Origin of the sequence: Nonomuraea sp. B12E4 (assembly GCF_039871825.1) — a bacterium.
Lineage (GTDB): Bacteria > Actinomycetota > Actinomycetes > Streptosporangiales > Streptosporangiaceae > Nonomuraea.
Window position 1 is genome coordinate 59,206 of record NZ_JBDPME010000032.1, and the last position, 15,428, is coordinate 74,633.

At 68.1% G+C, this 15,428-nt stretch carries 20 protein-coding genes and 1 tRNA gene; 6 read left to right on the forward strand and 15 right to left on the reverse strand.

Annotated features, from left to right (window positions below):
* Position 1: 1 nt before the first annotated feature.
* Complete coding sequence (locus ABGB18_RS42000; protein ID WP_347701271.1) at positions 2 to 823, forward strand: histone-like nucleoid-structuring protein Lsr2; 822 nt, start codon at positions 2 to 4, stop codon at positions 821 to 823.
* 245 nt (positions 824 to 1,068) lie between these two features.
* Here the strand turns inward: ABGB18_RS42000 and ABGB18_RS42005 are convergent, their stop codons facing one another.
* A complete protein-coding gene (locus tag ABGB18_RS42005) occupies positions 1,069 to 1,290 on the reverse strand; it encodes a helix-turn-helix transcriptional regulator (protein ID WP_347701272.1) in 222 nt (73 codons plus the stop codon).
* Entirely contained in the window at positions 1,290 to 1,748 is a 459-nt protein-coding gene (locus ABGB18_RS42010) for a DUF2975 domain-containing protein (RefSeq protein ID WP_347701273.1), read from the reverse strand. The genes ABGB18_RS42005 and ABGB18_RS42010 overlap by 1 nt, the downstream gene beginning before the upstream one ends.
* Before the next feature lie 106 nt (positions 1,749 to 1,854).
* Between ABGB18_RS42010 and ABGB18_RS42015 the strand changes: the two genes are divergently transcribed.
* The 3 genes from ABGB18_RS42015 (at position 1,855) to ABGB18_RS42025 (ending at position 3,227) form a co-directional block, all read left to right on the forward strand.
* Complete coding sequence (locus ABGB18_RS42015) at positions 1,855 to 2,106, forward strand: hypothetical protein (RefSeq protein ID WP_347701274.1); 252 nt, start codon at positions 1,855 to 1,857, stop codon at positions 2,104 to 2,106.
* Positions 2,107 to 2,514: 408 nt separating this feature from the next.
* The gene (locus ABGB18_RS42020) at positions 2,515 to 2,901 is read left to right on the forward strand and encodes a type II toxin-antitoxin system RelE/ParE family toxin (protein ID WP_347701275.1); all 387 of its coding nucleotides are present in this window, start codon (positions 2,515 to 2,517) and stop codon (positions 2,899 to 2,901) included.
* Positions 2,898 to 3,227, forward strand: coding sequence for a helix-turn-helix transcriptional regulator (locus tag ABGB18_RS42025; protein ID WP_347701276.1), 330 nt, complete (start codon positions 2,898 to 2,900; stop codon positions 3,225 to 3,227). The genes ABGB18_RS42020 and ABGB18_RS42025 overlap by 4 nt, the downstream gene beginning before the upstream one ends.
* A gap of 179 nt (positions 3,228 to 3,406) precedes the next feature.
* On the opposite strand, the gene ABGB18_RS42030 is transcribed toward ABGB18_RS42025, so the two are convergent.
* The 7 genes from ABGB18_RS42030 to ABGB18_RS42060 all read right to left on the reverse strand — a co-directional run bounded on the left by ABGB18_RS42030 (position 3,407) and on the right by ABGB18_RS42060 (position 9,443).
* A tRNA-Thr gene (locus tag ABGB18_RS42030) sits at positions 3,407 to 3,479 on the reverse strand.
* Between the two features lie 20 nt (positions 3,480 to 3,499).
* Positions 3,500 to 4,462, reverse strand: coding sequence for a 23S rRNA (guanosine(2251)-2'-O)-methyltransferase RlmB (rlmB, locus tag ABGB18_RS42035; RefSeq protein WP_347701277.1), 963 nt, complete (start codon positions 4,460 to 4,462; stop codon positions 3,500 to 3,502).
* A gap of 458 nt (positions 4,463 to 4,920) precedes the next feature.
* Positions 4,921 to 5,214, reverse strand: coding sequence for a DUF1330 domain-containing protein (locus ABGB18_RS42040; RefSeq protein WP_347701278.1), 294 nt, complete (start codon positions 5,212 to 5,214; stop codon positions 4,921 to 4,923).
* Positions 5,215 to 5,247: 33 nt separating this feature from the next.
* Positions 5,248 to 6,681, reverse strand: coding sequence for an MFS transporter (locus ABGB18_RS42045; protein ID WP_347701279.1), 1,434 nt, complete (start codon positions 6,679 to 6,681; stop codon positions 5,248 to 5,250).
* A complete protein-coding gene (locus ABGB18_RS42050; RefSeq protein ID WP_347701280.1) occupies positions 6,678 to 7,136 on the reverse strand; it encodes a MarR family transcriptional regulator in 459 nt (152 codons plus the stop codon). Before ABGB18_RS42050 ends, ABGB18_RS42045 begins: the two co-directional genes overlap by 4 nt.
* A gap of 464 nt (positions 7,137 to 7,600) precedes the next feature.
* Entirely contained in the window at positions 7,601 to 8,992 is a 1,392-nt protein-coding gene (gene cysS, locus ABGB18_RS42055) for a cysteine--tRNA ligase (RefSeq protein ID WP_347701281.1), read from the reverse strand.
* A gap of 64 nt (positions 8,993 to 9,056) precedes the next feature.
* The gene (locus ABGB18_RS42060) at positions 9,057 to 9,443 is read right to left on the reverse strand and encodes a PPOX class F420-dependent oxidoreductase (RefSeq protein WP_347701282.1); all 387 of its coding nucleotides are present in this window, start codon (positions 9,441 to 9,443) and stop codon (positions 9,057 to 9,059) included.
* A gap of 53 nt (positions 9,444 to 9,496) precedes the next feature.
* Between ABGB18_RS42060 and ABGB18_RS42065 the strand changes: the two genes are divergently transcribed.
* Complete coding sequence (locus tag ABGB18_RS42065) at positions 9,497 to 10,600, forward strand: DUF2637 domain-containing protein (RefSeq protein ID WP_347701283.1); 1,104 nt, start codon at positions 9,497 to 9,499, stop codon at positions 10,598 to 10,600.
* A 54-nt stretch (positions 10,601 to 10,654) separates the two neighbouring features.
* Here the strand turns inward: ABGB18_RS42065 and ABGB18_RS42070 are convergent, their stop codons facing one another.
* The 4 genes from ABGB18_RS42070 to ABGB18_RS42085 form a co-directional block, all read right to left on the reverse strand.
* The gene (locus ABGB18_RS42070) at positions 10,655 to 10,924 is read right to left on the reverse strand and encodes a GlsB/YeaQ/YmgE family stress response membrane protein (protein WP_347701284.1); all 270 of its coding nucleotides are present in this window, start codon (positions 10,922 to 10,924) and stop codon (positions 10,655 to 10,657) included.
* A 97-nt stretch (positions 10,925 to 11,021) separates the two neighbouring features.
* Entirely contained in the window at positions 11,022 to 11,312 is a 291-nt protein-coding gene (locus ABGB18_RS42075; RefSeq protein WP_347701285.1) for a GlsB/YeaQ/YmgE family stress response membrane protein, read from the reverse strand.
* 179 nt (positions 11,313 to 11,491) lie between these two features.
* Positions 11,492 to 11,974 (reverse strand): 2-C-methyl-D-erythritol 2,4-cyclodiphosphate synthase, encoded by a 483-nt coding sequence (ispF, locus tag ABGB18_RS42080; protein ID WP_347701286.1) that lies wholly within the window; start codon positions 11,972 to 11,974, stop codon positions 11,492 to 11,494.
* Between the two features lie 17 nt (positions 11,975 to 11,991).
* Positions 11,992 to 12,474 (reverse strand): CarD family transcriptional regulator, encoded by a 483-nt coding sequence (locus tag ABGB18_RS42085; RefSeq protein ID WP_020544658.1) that lies wholly within the window; start codon positions 12,472 to 12,474, stop codon positions 11,992 to 11,994.
* A gap of 286 nt (positions 12,475 to 12,760) precedes the next feature.
* Between ABGB18_RS42085 and ABGB18_RS42090 the strand changes: the two genes are divergently transcribed.
* Positions 12,761 to 13,345 (forward strand): copper chaperone PCu(A)C, encoded by a 585-nt coding sequence (locus ABGB18_RS42090; RefSeq protein ID WP_347701287.1) that lies wholly within the window; start codon positions 12,761 to 12,763, stop codon positions 13,343 to 13,345.
* 52 nt (positions 13,346 to 13,397) lie between these two features.
* Here ABGB18_RS42090 and ABGB18_RS42095 read toward each other — a convergent pair whose 3' ends face one another.
* Positions 13,398 to 14,090, reverse strand: a complete 693-nt coding sequence (locus tag ABGB18_RS42095) for a response regulator transcription factor (protein WP_080043325.1) — start codon at positions 14,088 to 14,090, stop codon at positions 13,398 to 13,400.
* A gap of 67 nt (positions 14,091 to 14,157) precedes the next feature.
* Positions 14,158 to 15,339, reverse strand: coding sequence for an ATP-binding protein (locus ABGB18_RS42100; protein ID WP_347701288.1), 1,182 nt, complete (start codon positions 15,337 to 15,339; stop codon positions 14,158 to 14,160).
* Positions 15,340 to 15,428: the final 89 nt, after the last annotated feature.

Below are 15,428 nucleotides of genomic sequence, written 5' to 3' on the forward strand. Positions count from 1 at the left end.
CATGCCACAGCCGGGATTCACACCTCTGCGCATTACCCGCCTCCTCCCGGACAGATCCTTAGACCTCGCCATACGGGAATGGGCACAGGCAAATGGATACCCGGTGAGCGAGCGGGGACGGATCGCAGAGAAGATCGTCGAGGCCTTTTTCGCCGTTCATCCCGAGGCCTACGAGCAAGCCGGGAAGATCGAGCTCGTACGTGCTTCGGCGAGGACTCCGGGCCCATCGCCAGAGGACTTCGACTGGCAGAAGAATGGTCCGCCCGGCGCCATCTACACCATCGTCTTCGCTCGAGGAATCGACGAGCATGAGGTGCTTCGCCGGTTGGGTGCCGCCGCCGAAGACATCCGCACCATCACCGACGAGGAACACTCAACGCCTGAAAGCCCTCAGATCATCACCGCGCTCCAGATCGGCGGCTGGGCCGTCGCCATCGAGGACAGCGGCTGGCGCGGAGCAGACCACAAAAGGCTCGCAAGCCTGTCACGCGGCGGTGGCGAGGCCGTGGCAGTAATGCGGCATGACTTCGCCGCCCGGCACCACCTCGCCTACGCCGTCGACGGGGTGCTCGTCACCGACATCAACCCGAGATCCCCACATAACGACCGGCAGGGAAGCGACCCGAACCGGCTCAACGACCATCTCCGGGATCTCGGCATCGACCCGGAAGCCACCGACCAGATTCACAATGCCATCCAGGTGGCCCTAGCGATCGCAAGCCGTATCACGGGAGTCATGCTTACCCAGCAACATCTTCGACGGCCGATCCTTGGCGCGGCCATCCCGAGACCTTCTGACCCATCGCTCGAGGAATCCCGTTGAACTGACAGATCGTCACGAATCGGGCGTCAACTGACTACCGCGAGGCCCTGGCTGCCCGCCCAACGGCGAACCCCCGCCCTTCCGCGGTGGAGAGGGCGACCAGGACTGTGCGGTGCAGACCAACCGGAATCTACTCAACGGAGTCGAAACGGTGCTGCCAGCGATCGGCGATCACGTCCATGCGGTCCACGTGGCGTGTCAGGGGCCGGTGGTGCCAGGCGTTTTCATGCCCGCCCTGGGACACGTCATCCGCCCGCGGCGCCCTCGGCCTCCCAGCGCAGCAGGTCGCCCGGCTGGCACTGGAGTACCTCGCAGAGCGCGGCGAGCGTCGTGAAGCGCACCGCCTTGGCGCGGCCGTTCTTGAGTACCGCCAGGTTGGCGGGCGTGATACCTACGCGGTCCGCGAGGTCGCCCACGGACATCTTCCGCCTGGCCAACATCACGTCGATGTCGACGACGATTGGCATCAGATAACCTCGTCCAACTCGGCCTGCATCTGCGCCGCTTCGCCGTCGCGCGCGACAGCCTGGGCAAGCAGCATCCGCAGCACGAGCACGATGAGCGCGACCCCCAGGATGGCCAGGCCGATTCCGCCCATGATGACGGTGACGCCTGGGTCGTCCCGCTGGGCCGGCGCGTTGAGGGCCGTGACCGCGAACCACAGGAGGGCAGCCGCCACGATCGCGCCGATCACGGCGTCCACGTACCGGAAGGCGGCGTGGGAGAACACGGTTCCGCGTCGCACCATCGCCACCAGCCGCCATACACAGACCAGGGCGACCTGGCCCGACACCATGCCCAGGATCGTGATCACGCGCAGCGGAGTCAGCGGGAGTGACCCGTCCTCCGGGTCACTCCCGCTGACCAACACCCACAGCATCGATGCCTGTACGAACACGGTGCCAGCGAACACCACCACGAGCACGGCGCGAAGCGCACGCACTGCCAGCTTCCCCATGACCCATCCTCCCATCGAGCTACGATGGCAATCTATCGAATATCGATAAGTGAAACAAGAGTGAGAACGGAGGGTGAGCGGCGGTTTCGCACCGTGGTGGGACGCCGTCGCCCCCTCCCATGACCTGGCGTTCCACCCTGATGACCTTGATCTGCTGGGTCCGCTACTCCAGTGGCTTCAGGAACGGGCGACCGGCTACAGGGGCGGCCCTGCTTACTTCAGTTGCCACATGCGTTTCTTTGAGGACGACCTCGTCCTGAAGCCTGTCTCTGTCCACGGGTCGGACATCGTGGTCCACGAAATCAAGGTGGTCAAGAAGTCCTGACCAGGAGCATGCCGTGGCTCGCTCATCGCAGGGCCGTTGCGCCCACAGGCCGCACGGCTGGGACGACATGAGGGCCACGGCTTCCCTTCGCACTGATCAGGGTTGGGGCCGGGCATGGCCGAAGCGGCGACCGAAGGGAGTAGCCGGCGCCGTGGGCAGATTTCAGCCCACGCGTCATCCGGCCTAGAAGCCGCTGCCCGGTCCTCGTGCATTCGGCCGGTGTAAACCGTAGAGATATTTGGCTTCCGATCTTGGTTGACCCCCGGCCGCCCCCGTGTTGAGCACACGGTTATCCGACATGCCCGCCATGAGTCCAGCCGGTCACGGAAGCTCACGCCTCCGCAACTCGCATCAATGCCGTTGGACCATCCGCTAGCGTGGCCATAAGCCACACATTATACTGCCTGTATGGCCTGGGAGATCGTGCTGCTTGAGCCTGTCGAATCATGGTTCCTCAAGCTCTGCGAGAGCGACCCAGACTCCGCTGTTCTGATCGAGAGAGCCATCGACCGCCTTGCAGAGGTCGGCCCCGCCCTAGGGCGTCCACTGGTCGACACCCTGATAGACGGCGACATGAGTAACCTCAAGGAGCTACGCCCAGGCTCACGGAAGCGAAGCGAGATTAGAATCGTGTTCGTTTTCGATCCGGATAGGGAAGCTATCTTCCTCGTAGCGGGCGACAAAGCGGGCAGATGGTCGCGCTGGTACGAGGAAGCGATCCCACTGGCCAAAGCACGCTACGCCGAGTACCGCGCCGCGAAGTCGGCTGAGAAGAAGAGGGAGGACAAACAATGAGCCCAGGACGCAACTGGCGTGAGGTCAAGGCGGAAGCGCACCGGTTGTACCCCGAACTGGCCGACCCTCAGCGGCAGGCCGGCGCCGATGCCCACCTGGATGCCTATGTCGCAGGCCATCACCTGAAGGAACTGCGCAAGTCCGTCGGCAAGACGCAGTCTGAGGTAGCTGCCGCGCTCGGGATCTCGCAGGCGCGCGTATCCCAGATCGAGAACGGCGATCTGGACTCGATGGAACTCGAGACCATCCGCGCCTACGCAGCCGCTCTTGGTGGCCACGTCGATGTGACGATCAGCGTTGGGCCTCACTCGGTACGCGTCGCTTGACCATGAATCGCGGCCAGCAGTGGGGCGGCGTTGTCGGTGATGTCAGCCTGTGTTTGAACAGCTGGAACGCCTTACAAGGGCTCTTGGTTAGCAAGCCTGTTAGCAAGATCCCGATGTTGTCCTGACAAACCAGGAAGCCCCTGACGGCATAACGTCTGTTCAGGGGCTTCCTGTTGCAGAGCCGACGAGGGGAATCGAACCCCTGACCTTCTGTTTACAAGACAGATGCTCTGCCGATTGAGCTACGTCGGCACGGCCTACCAGTGTAGACGCTAGGGACGTCTGTGACGAGCGACTTCGTACAGGGCCACCCCGGCCGCCACTCCCGCGTTGAGTGACTCCGCTGCGGCTCGCATCGGGATGCGCGTCACCACGTCGCACTGCTCGCGGACCAGTCGCGAAAGCCCCTTCCCCTCCGAGCCCACGACGATCACCAGCGGCTCGGTCAGGAGCTCGACCTCGTCAAGGTCGGTTTTGCCGGCGCCGTCGAGGCCCACGACGAACAGACCGGCCTCTCGGTATTCGCGCAGTGCCGCCGTCAGGTTGGCCGCACGTGCCACGCGGAGGTTGGCCAGGGTGCCCGCGGACGTCTTCCAGGCGCCTCCTGTGACGCCGGCCGAGCGGCGGGAGGGGATGAGCAGGCCGTGGGCGCCGAAGGCGGTGGCGGAGCGGGCTATGGCGCCGAGGTTGCGGGGGTCGGTGACCGAGTCGAGGGCCACGATCAGGGGGATCTCCGCCGCGTCCTGCGCGAGGTCCACCAGGTCGGACGGGTGTGCGTAGTCGTAGGCCGGGATCTGGAGCGCTATGCCCTGGTGGACGGCGCCCTCCGTCATGCGGTCGAGCTTGTCGCGGCTGACCTCGAGGAGGGCGATGCCGCGCTCAGCGGCGATCTTGATGGAGTCGCGTACGCGGTCGTCGTTGTCGAGGCGCTGCGCGATGTAGAGCGCGCTGGACGGCACGCCCGCCTGCAGAGCCTCCAGGACGGGGTTGCGGCCGCCGATGTATTCGGGGGCGTCCTCGGAGCGCCGCTGCCTCACCGAGGCCGTACGCCGTGCGCCTCCCTGCTCCTCGCGGGCGATGCGCTGGGCGTGAGCCTTGTCCTTGTACCAATGGCGCATCTCGGCGGGCGGGGTCGCGCCCCGGCCCTCGAGCGCCCGGCGGCCCTGTCCTCCGGCGCCCTTGGAGGGGCCCTTCTTCTTCGCGGGCCTGCCCGAACCCCTACCGCCTGCTGCCATGCCAACAAGGGTACTCGGGACAACAGCCACCTCAGCCCACGTCATGAATCTGCACCGCCGTCGGACGTAAAGCACCGAGTACGTGGTGGTCTTGTGGTGGAAGCCGAGGGAGTTGGCGATGACTGGTGCGGGGGCTTGCAGGACGAGCTGGCGGAGCGCTGAGACTCTGGCCGTTCCGGTGGCGAAGCCGGCGGTAACGTCATCGCGGCCACGACGATCCGCCGCTGGACCGACGAGGTCGTCGCCCTGCTGACGGCCGGGGCACCGCGCCTGGACCGCGCCCTGGCCGAGGTCGCCAGACGCGGCGGGGAGGCCGTGCTGATCGACGGCACCCTCATCCCCACCCGCCGCCGCACCGGCAAGGACAACCGCAAGAACTATTCGGGGAAGCACAAGCGCCACGGCCTGCACTTCCTCGCGCTTGGTGGATCTTCAGTGAAGATCCGACTGGACCTCGGTCAGTCGATGCCTTCGACGATGCGGAAGTCGCGCTCGACGCCGTCGGAGAGGGCGACCAGCGCCTCCTGGTAGGCCGCACTCTCGTACGCCGCGACGGCCTGCTCGAAGCTGTCGAACTCGATCAGGACGGTGCGCTCGGCGATTCCGGCGTCACGCGCCTCGACCCGACCGCCACGGACGAGGGCCCGACCGCCCCCGGCCTTGACGGCCGGACCGGCCAGCTTGTTGTAAGCAGCCAGCTTCTCAGGATCTGAAATGGTGCGGTAGACGCTGACCCAGTAGCCCTTGGGCATGGAACCTCCAGTGTTGAGATGAGTGCATGTGACTTACGAGTTGGTCTCGGACGAGCGTCGGCGGGCGAGAGCGAGGCTTGTCAGCGTCGTGATCGCCATGGCGCCGATGCCGACCAGCGCCGCGGTGGTGTAGGCGCTGTCGTCGGGGAAGAGGTGGCCGGGGCCGGTGCCCGCGGCGAGGATCAGGCCGCCGATGGCGCTGCCCAGGGAGTACCCGACGCTGCGGACGACGTAGTTGAAGCTCATGGCGCTCGACGTCTCGCTCTTGGGGGTGACGGCCAGGATGACGCCGGGCATCGCGGCCGAGAAGCCGCCAACGCCGAAGCCGAGCACGCCCATCGCCGCGAACAGTTCGGCCAGGTCCGACCGGGCCGCCGCGAACAGGGCGAACCCGCCGCCGACCACGACGGCGCTGCCGGCCAGGAGCAGGGGGTCGGCGATCCGCGTCCGGACTCGCGGCGTGAGCTTGCCGGCGACGAACCCCAGCACCGAGAACGGGATGAGGACCAGCCCGGCGACGAAGGTCGTCAGCCCGAAGCCGTAGCCGGCGCCGTGCGGCGTCTGCGCGTACCGGGTGATGAGCGTGAGCAGGAGGTACATGCCGATCCCGCCGACGAACATGGCGAGGTTCGCCCCGGCGACCGCCGGGTGCCGCACCGCCCGCACATCGACCAGGGGCGTCGTGCTGCGCAGCTCGATGACGGCCCAGAGGCAGAGCAGCACCACCGCGACGACGGCGAGGCCCGCCGCCACGACGAGGTGCCGGCTCCACAGATTCCGTTCGCCGGCGAGGAACAGCACCAGGAGCAGCGCAGCGGCCAGGACGACCGCGCCTGCCACGTCCACGTGGGCGGAGCGGCCTTCGGGGGCTTCGGGCATGGAGCGCCACGCGGTCAGGAGGGCGGCGGCGGTGACGACCAGGCCGAGGCCGTAGGCGGCCCGTACCCCGCCGAGCTCGGCGAGCAGTGCGGCCAGCGGGTAGCCGACGCCGGCCCCGATGATCGAGACCACCGAGATCAGAGAGATCACGGCCGCGCTGCGCTCCTCGGGGAGGTGGTCCCGGGCCACGCCCATCATCAGCGCCGTCAACCCGAGCCCGACGCCCTGGGCCGCCCTGCCGGCCAGCAGCCACGCGAACGGCAGCGGCAGCACGGTGAGCGCGCTGCCGACGACGACGACCGCCAGCGTGACGAGGATCGCGACCCGCCGGTGCGGGCCGGCTCCGAGCCGGCCCAGGACCGGCGTGGCGACGGCGCCGCTGAGCAGCGCGACGGTCAGCGTCCACTGCGCGCTGCCGAGCGAGACGTGGAACGAGGTCGCCACGCTGGTGATGAGCGGCGTCCCGAGGCTGGCGACCGCCGCCACGACCAGAGCGATGAATATCAGGGCGGGGACCAGCAGCCGCGCTTCGGAACGCGCCACCGGGAACGCCTTCACCGCGCCCTCGCCGACCGGCTGCCCGGTCACTGCTTCGGCCCTTCGCGGTCCTGGCTTTCGAGCTCTGCCAGATGCTTCAGCGCCGGAAGGGCCGCCACCAGCGCCTCGACCTCGTCGCCGGTGAGCTCGCCGATCAACCGCTCGAACGCGTGGACGCCCGCCTGACGCCGCGTCCGGACATAGGAGGAGCCGGCCTCGGTCAGGCACACCAGCGTGACCCGCTTGTCGGACGCGTCGTCCCGCCGCTCGACCAGGCCGGACTCCTCCATCACCCGGACCAGGGCGGTCATCGCGGGCTGGGTGACGCCCTCGACCGCGGCCAGATCGGTGATGCGCCGCGGGCCGGTCCGGTCCAGGGTGGCCAGGGTGGCGGCGGACGTCAGGCTCATGTCCCGGGGCAGGCGTCTCGTGGCCCTGGTGGCCAGGCCGTAGAGGGCTGCCCCGATGGCGGCGGACGCGCCAGGAGCGGTGTCTTGACGACTCATACTCGAAGCATAACAGTTTTATATTCATAGTTTATGGAAGTGGCCGGCCAGCCGCGTCGCATGCCGGTGCGCAACGTGTCACGTTCCCGCCGCGGCCGGGTGATCTCAGCGCGGGCCGGAGCCAGATCGGTGCGCAGGCCAGCCGAGGCGCGCTCCAGCGGGGCCGAGCTCGCGAGAGCCGGTGTCGTGCGTTGACGGTCCCGGGCGGCCTGGACTGTCGCCTTGATGCCGGGCGAGTAGACGAGCCAGGAGGACGCCTGGGCGCGTCGGGCGACTGTGGCGAAGGTGATCGGCTCTCCGGCCGCTTCGAACTCGCTGACGGCTTGCAGACGAGCGTGCGGTCGAACGGCAACGGCGCGCCGTCCGGGCCGGGCAACTCGCTGTCGAGCCGGGGAGGGCATCCACCCAGGCGCGCGATAGGCGAGCCCTCCGGCCCACCCATCCCTGGACCGAGAACCGGGCCCTTAGCGGCTCAACTCCCACCGAGCCCCGTGCGGCGTGTCCTCCACCGTGATCCCCGCCGCCGCCAACTGGTCCCTGATCGCGTCCGCGGCCGCGTAGTCCTTGCGCTCCCGAGCCGACTTCCGCTGCCCCAGCGCCACCGCCACCAGCGCGTCCACCACCGGCGTAAGATCCGACCCGGCTCCCCGCCACTGCGGTGAACGCGGGTCGAGGCCCAGCACGTCCAGCATGTTCTGGGTTTCGGCCAGGAGTCGCGCCACGGCCTCCTTGTCCCCCTTGGACAGCGCCACGTTGCCCTCGCGCACCACCTCGTGCACCACGGCCAGCGCCTGAGGGGTGCCGAGGTCGTCGTCGAGGGCGTCGGCGAACGCCTGGGGCAGCGGCGCGTCGGCGTCCACGTCGTGGATGACCTCGGCGGCGCGCGTCACGAAGCCCTCGATCCGCTGGTAGGCGGCGGCCGCCTCGAGCAGCGCCTCCTCCGAGTAGTCGATCGAGGAACGGTAATGCGGGGCCGCCAGGTAGTAGCGCAGCTCGACCGGGCGCACCTTCTGCACCATCTCGGGGATCAGCAGCGAGTTTCCGAGCGACTTGCTCATCTTCTCCGCGCCGATCTTGAGCATGCCGTTGTGCATCCAGTAGCGCGCGAACCCGTCTCCGGCCGCCTGCGACTGGGCGATCTCGTTCTCGTGGTGCGGGAAGATCAGGTCGATCCCGCCGCCGTGGATGTCGAACGTCGGGCCCAGATATTTCGTCGCCATCGCCGAGCACTCCAGGTGCCAGCCGGGACGCCCGGGCCCCCAGGGGGTCGGCCAGGTCGGCTCGCCCGGCTTCTCGCCCTTCCACAGGGCGAAGTCGCGCGGGTCGCGCTTGCAGGTCTCGTCGTCGGTGTCGGCCGCCGCCCGCATGTTCTCCAGCTTCTGGTTGGAGAGCTTGCCGTAGTGGTCGGCGTAGGACCGTACGTCGAAGTAGACGTCGCCGCCGGAGGCGTAGGCGTGCCCGCGCGAGATCAGCCGCTCCATGAGCGTGATCATCTCGGGCACGTGGCCCGTGGCCCGCGGCTCGACGGTCGGCGGCAGGCAGCCCAGCGTGTCGTACGCCCACGTGAAGGCCCGCTGGTTGCGCTCGGCCACCACGAACCAGGGCACGCTCTCCTCGGCCGAGACCCTGATGATCTTGTCGTCGATGTCCGTGACATTGCGGCAGAACGTCACGTCATATCCGGAACGAGCGAGCCACCGCCGGAGCACGTCGAAGTTCACGCCCGAGCGGATATGTCCGATATGCGGTGGAGCCTGCACGGTCGCCCCACACAGGTAAATCGACGCCCGGCCGGCTTCGACCGGAACGAATTCACGGATGGCGCGCGTACTGGTGTCGTAGATGTGCAGGCTCACAAACGCAAGGCTAACGCCTCGGAGGGCTGGTCACGCCGATAAATCCCGCCGTCCCGGCGATAAATCAGCCCCGCAACGTCACCTTGTCCGGTGTGAGCCGGACGATGAGCCGCTCGGCGCCCGGGTGCTCCACCCACGCCTTCCCCTGGTACTTCTGCGAGAGCTCCTCGATGAGCGCCCCCGTCGGGTCGTCGGTCAGCGACACACGCCCCCGCACCTCCACGTAGCGGTACGGGTTCGCCGGGTCGATCACCAGCAGGCTGGCCCGCGCGTCACGCGCGAAGTTCCGTGGCTTCACGCGCCCCTTCACGGTCGAGAACAACACGTCGTCGCCGTCCGTACGCACCCACACGACCGTCGAGTGCGGCCCTCCGTCGGGGTTGATGCTGGTCACCGTGGCGAAGTTGGGTGCGCTCAGGAGTGTGCGGGCTTCTTCCGACAGCTCGGCCATGTCTCTCCCCTTGATCGGTCCTGGCCTCCATTCTTCTGTAGGCTCGAACCGCCATGGACGTGACTCCCCCCTCAATGCTCCGCCGCCTGGGCATCGCCCTGGCCGGGCTCGCGGTCGCGGCCCTGACCGGGGCGGCATGCGCGCTCTCCTTCGACGACCTGCGCGCGCTGGCCGTCACCGGTGAGGCCCGCCAAGACCTCGCCTTCCTCTATCCGGCGGCCTTCGACGCGCTCCTGCTGGTCGCGCTGATCGCCATGCTGCTGCTGCGCCCCGCCAACCTGCTGGTACGCGTGCAGGCGGCGTTCGTGCTCGTCCTGCTGATCGTGGCGGCAGCGGCGGTCAATGTGGCGACGGCGGTGCGTTTCACCTTCGACGTGCGTCAGACGGCCGTGGGCGTGGCCCTGGCACCCTGGGTCATGCTGGCACTGGCGTTGTGGCTCTGGCTGCTGTTGATCAAGCACGTCCAGGCCCGGCGGGATGCGGGGCCCGGCCCGGACGAGAGCACGGCCGAGCAGGACATCGTGCCCTTCCACCGCCTCCACCCGGCCGAAGCGCCCACCACCGAGCCGGTCGACGCCGCGACCCCGCCGATTTCGGCGCGGGTGACCGAGCGGGTGACCGAATGGCCCACCACCCCGGCCGACGGGCCAGACCAAGAGCCAGGCAACGAGCCAGGGCACGAGCCGGCACATCAGCCGGAGCCCTACCAGGAGCCGGAGCCGTACCAGGAGACCGTGCCACGGCCGCGGCCAGAGCCCGTGCCGCAGCCCCGATCGCACCCCGAGCCGCAGCCGTACAACGAGCCGGAGCCGGAGGCGGCCCCCGAGCCCGAGCCCGAGCCGGCACCAGCGCCAGAACCCGAGCCGGAGCCAGAGCCGGAGACGCGACCCGTCAGGTGGGGTGACCGGGTCAAGCCCACCGACGTCCTCGTCCACCCTCGCACCCCCGACGACAACCGGGACGCCGACACCCAGCCCCACCCCGTCATAGACGACGGACCCACCCACCCGGACCCGGAACACGGCCCGGAGACCGCGGACACCGCCGAGCGCCGCCAGAGCGAGTTAGAGGACACGGCCCCGCACCCCGTGGTCGGGGACGACACCCCGGCCCCCTCAGGCCGTCTCCGCAGCACTCCGCGCCGTCCGGAGGACTGACACGGGCCCCGCCCCGGGAGCGCCAGCAGCCCCGGGGCGGGCCGTGTGTCACACCTAGGTGCGGGAGCCGCGGCGCAGCCCCGCGACCAGTCCGACGCCGACAACGGCCAGCACCACCTGCATCACCAGTTCGATCCAGTCGATGCCGGGCGTGGTCTTCACGCCGAGCTGCTGGGCTATCAGCGTGCCGAGCAGTGCGGCCACGATGCCGACCACGATGGTGAGGATCCACCCGATCGCCTGCCTGCCGGGAAGGAGCAGGCGGCCTATTGCGCCAATCACGGCGCCAATCACGATGGCGCCGAGGATGGATTCGATGGTCATGTTACGAAACCTCCCCGTGAGACTGAGCGGTTCACTCTCACGGGGAGGTCGCTACCCGATCCGCAGCGATTAATCGCTGATTCAAAGAACGAGCAGGTCAGGTCGATTTTCTTCCGAAGCGCCCGGAACGCCCTGAGACTCCCATCCGCGTCACCAGGAGGACGCCGATGATCGCCAGGACGAGCTGGAGCAGGTGCTCGATCCAGTCGATCCCTCTGGTGTCGGCCAGGCCGGTCGCCTGCGCGATGAGCGTGCCGATCAGGGCGGCCACGATGCCGACGATGAGGGTCAGGCCGATGGACATCTTCTGCCGGCCGGGCACCAGCAGCCGGGCCAGCGCACCGACGATGGCACCGATGATAATCGCGGAAATGATCGCGCCGATCATGTGCAGCTCCCCCCGAGACGTTCACATCTCAGGAAATACCTACCCGCTGAGCTGGCCAAATATCCGAGGAAGGCGGCGGCCCGTACCGCGCCAGTGACGAACCGCCGCCTCCGAACTCGGCGGGCCGTGGACGCCCCGCCGGGACACCCTCACGCATCCCAACGTTTGACGCCCGGCCCTCAGGAAAGGTTGCCCGCGGTCTCGACCACCAGTGCGGTGGCGAGCGCCGCGATGCCCTCTCCGCGGCCGGTGAGCCCGAGCCCGTCCGTGGTGGTGGCGCTGACGCTCACGGGCGCGCCCACGGCCGCGCTGAGCGCTTTTTCGGCTTCCGTACGGCGCGGCGCCAGCTTGGGCCGGTTGCCGATCACCTGGATGGCCACGTTGCCGATCTCGTAGCCGGCGGCCCGCACCTGGCGTGCGGTCTCCCCAAGCAGGGCGGCACCCGAGGCGCCCGCCCAGCGCGGGTCCGCGGTGCCGAACAGCCGGCCCAGATCGCCGAGGCCGGCGGCCGACAGCAACGCGTCGCAGGCCGCGTGCGCGGCGGCGTCGCCGTCGGAGTGGCCTTCGAGCCCGATCTCGCCGGGCCAGTGCAGGCCGGCCAGGTTGAGCTCGCGGCCCGAGTCTCCCGAAGCGAACGGGTGGACGTCGACCCCGACGCCCACCCGTGGAAAGTTCGTGTTCAGGAGTTGAGGACCTCGTCGAGAAGGGCCTCAGCCTTGTCCTCATTGGTCTTCTCGGCCAAGGCCAGCTCGCTCACGAGGATCTGGCGTGCCTTGGCGAGCATGCGCTTCTCACCCGCGGACAGACCACGCTCGCGGTCCCTCCGCCACAGGTCCCGAACCACCTCGGCGACCTTGTTGACATCGCCGGAGGCGAGCTTCTCCAAATTGGCCTTGTAGCGACGAGACCAGTTGGTGGGCTCTTCTGTGTGCGGCATCCGAAGGACGTCGAAAACCCGCTCAAGGCCTTCCTGGCCGACAACATCGCGCACACCGACGAGTTCTGCGTTTTCGGCTGGCACCTGGACGGTAAGGTCGCCCTTGTCGACCTTGAGCACCAGGTAGGTCTTTTCCTCACCCTTGATGGATCGCGTCGTGATTGCTTCGATCCGAGCAGCCCCATGGTGGGGGTAGACGACAGTGTCGCCGACCTGGAAAGTCATGTGACAAGTACCCCTTCCGCTGTACTCCAGGGTACCACGCATCCACAGCCTCCCGGAACAGTGAAATCCTCATAACTGCAGGTCAAAGCCGCATATTGGGGCTTGACAAGTGGTCAACTCTATGAATCGCATATGCGGACATGGCTAATGACCTGCGGGGGCGCGGATATGACCATGCATTCAGATGGATATGGTGGGCGCTGCCCATCACGCATGCGCGAGACCCCCTCAAGATCCGCTCATCGGGCATGTGTGAGACCCGCGTAAGACCAAGGAGAACCCGTCCGTGACCAGCCGTCGCTGGATTGTCGTAGCCGCCGCGTTCTTGGCAGCCCCCGCGATCGCGGGCTGCGGGGCCGGATTCGACGCCACCACCAACAGGCCGTACAAGCCCAACGAGGCGCAGGTGCTCATCGAGCAGGGCAAGTACGGCGACGACAGCGGCATCAACATCCCGCAGGCGTTCATCCTCGGGCCCGACTCCGGGGCACAGATCGCCTGGCGCGGTTCCGTGCCGATCTACCTGAACATCCTCAACAACGCCGCCGCCCCCGACACGCTGCAGGCGGTCTCGGCGGGGACTATGGGCACGGTGAAGCTCACGGCCCCGATCCAGCTCCCGAGCAACCAGCTCGTGAACACCGGCAAGCCCACTCCGCAGATCATCCTGGAGGGGCTCCCCAAGAGCCTCAGAGGCGGTGAGACCATCCGCCTGGACCTCCAGTTCGCCAACGCCGGGAGCATGTCCATGGACGTGCCTGTGGTCACGCGCAGCCGCGAGTTCAAGGACTACCCCCCGGCCCCAAACGCCACCCCTGCACCGACGCCCGCGTCGACGCCCTCCGCCTCCCCGGCGGAAGAGGCTCACTGACCCGTGCGAAACCCTTGTTCCGGTACGGCTCCGCGCACCGGAACAAGGGTTGTCACTCTTCGACGGCGTCGAACTTGTAGCCCAGGCCGCGCACGGTCAGGATGCAGCGCGGGTTGGACGGGTCGGACTCGATCTTGGCGCGCAGGCGCTTGACGTGCACGTCCAGGGTCTTGGTGTCGCCCACGTAGTCGGCGCCCCAGACGCGGTCGATGAGCTGGCCGCGGGTCAGCACCCGGCCGGCGTTGCGCAGCAGCACCTCCAGCAGTTCGAACTCCTTGAGCGGGAGTTGCACCTGCTCGCCGCGTACCGCGACGACGTGGCGGTCCACGTCCATCCGCACCGGGCCGACGGCCAGCACCGCCGTCTCCAGCTCCTCCACGACGTCGCCCTGGCGACGCAGGACCGCGCGGATGCGGGCCACGAGCTCGCGTGAGGAGAACGGCTTGGTCACATAGTCGTCGGCGCCCAGCTCCAGGCCCACCACCTTGTCGATCTCGCTGTCCTTGGCGGTCAGCATGATCACCGGGACCTTGGAGCGCTGGCGGAGCGAGCGGCACACCTCTGTGCCAGGCAGTCCCGGCAGCATCAGGTCGAGCAGCACCAGATCGGCGCCGTTGCGGTCGAATGTGTCGAGCGCCTCGGGTCCGGTCGCCGCGACCGACACCTCGAAGCCCTCCTTACGCAGCATGTAGGACAATGCATCGGAGAAGGACTCCTCGTCCTCCACCACGAGTACTCGGGTCATGAGCGCTCCTTCGTCGGCCTCATGCCCAGCAGAGGGCTGCGTCCAATTGTTCCTTCGCTTCGCTCAGTCACAGGGCTGTCTCCAGGGGAATCGAGGGTGGTACTGGCACCGCCGTACCGCCGAAGGCGGGCAGGCGGAGTGTGAAAGTGGAGCCGGACCCTTCCTTGCTCCAGACGGACACCTCACCCGCGTGCGCGGCGGCGACGTGCTTGACGATGGCGAGGCCGAGCCCGGTCCCGCCGGTCGCACGCGACCTGGCCGCGTCAACGCGGAAGAAGCGTTCGAAGATCCGCTCCAGGGATTCCTCGGGTATGCCGATGCCCTGGTCGCTGACGCTGATCTCCACCGAGTCGCCCGCCGGCCGCACACTCACGACGACCCGGGTGTGCTCGGGGCTGTAGGCGACGGCGTTGTCGATCAGGTTGCGCAGCGCGGTGACGAGCAACTCGTCGTCGCCCCAGATGCGCAGGCCCTCGGTGCCGCCGGAGACGAGCGTGATGTCCTTGGCGACGGCCTTGGTGTTGCAGTGGTCGATGGCGTCATGAATGGACTCGTCGATCGAGACCTGGCCCGGCGTGGGGATGGGCTCGGCGCCCTGGATCCTGCTGAGCGTGATCAGGTCTTGTACGAGGTAGGTGAGCCGGGCGGCCTCGTGCTGCATGCGCCCCGCGAAGCGGGTGACCGCCTCGGGGTCGTCGGCCGCGTCCTGGATGGTCTCCGCCAGCAGGCTCAACGCGCCCACCGGGGTCTTCAGCTCGTGGCTGACGTTGGCGACGAAGTCACGGCGTACGGCCTCGACCCTGCGCCGCTCGGTCTGGTCCTCCGCGAGCACCAGCACCTGGCCGAAGGAGCCGAGCGGAGCCACGCGGACGGCGAAGTTCGTCGTCTCCTGGCCGAACTTGTGCCCGGCGACGTCGATCTCGCTCTCGCGGATCTCGCCGTCCCTGCGCACCTGCCTGGCCAGCGCGAGCAGCTCCGCCGCCATCAGCCGATCGCCCTTGACCAGCCCGAACGCCCGTGCCGCCGAGCTGGCTCGGAGCACCTTGTCATGCGCGTCGAGCACCACCGCGGACGACGGAAGCACGGCCAGCACGGACGCCACACCCTGTGGCAGCGCGGCTCCCGTCTCCACGGCGTCGGTGGTGTCGGTATGGTTCCGGGTCTCGATCTGATTGCGGAAGAACAGGATCGCCAGGGCGCCCACGACGAACCCGGCCAGGGCCGCGAAGCTCATGGCCATCTCACTCATGTCTTTGATGGTAGGTGGCGTTTTCCAAGCGACAGACCCTCCCATCAAGGGATGAACTCCCCTTTCCTGGAAAGTTCATCTAACTGTTG